Source organism: Paenibacillus taichungensis (assembly GCF_013359905.1).
Lineage (GTDB): Bacteria > Bacillota > Bacilli > Paenibacillales > Paenibacillaceae > Paenibacillus > Paenibacillus taichungensis.
In genome coordinates this window covers 1-283 of sequence record NZ_JABMCC010000120.1, presented here as the reverse complement: position 1 = coordinate 283, position 283 = coordinate 1, and the positions used below count along the sequence as shown (strand labels likewise).

1 rRNA gene is annotated in these 283 nt (G+C 53.0%); it reads left to right on the top strand.

The annotated features are described in order from the left end of the window. A 16S ribosomal RNA gene (locus HP548_RS27710) occupies positions 1-283 on the top strand; the annotation flags it as partial.

Sequence of the window (283 nt, the reverse complement as noted above, 5' to 3'; positions counted from 1 at the left end):
CATTAAGCACTCCGCCTGGGGAGTACGGTCGCAAGACTGAAACTCAAAGGAATTGACGGGGACCCGCACAAGCAGTGGAGTATGTGGTTTAATTCGAAGCAACGCGAAGAACCTTACCAGGTCTTGACATCCCTCTGACCGATACAGAGATGTATCTTTCCTTCGGGACAGAGGAGACAGGTGGTGCATGGTTGTCGTCAGCTCGTGTCGTGAGATGTTGGGTTAAGTCCCGCAACGAGCGCAACCCTTGATCTTAGTTGCCAGCACTTCGGGTGGGCACTCT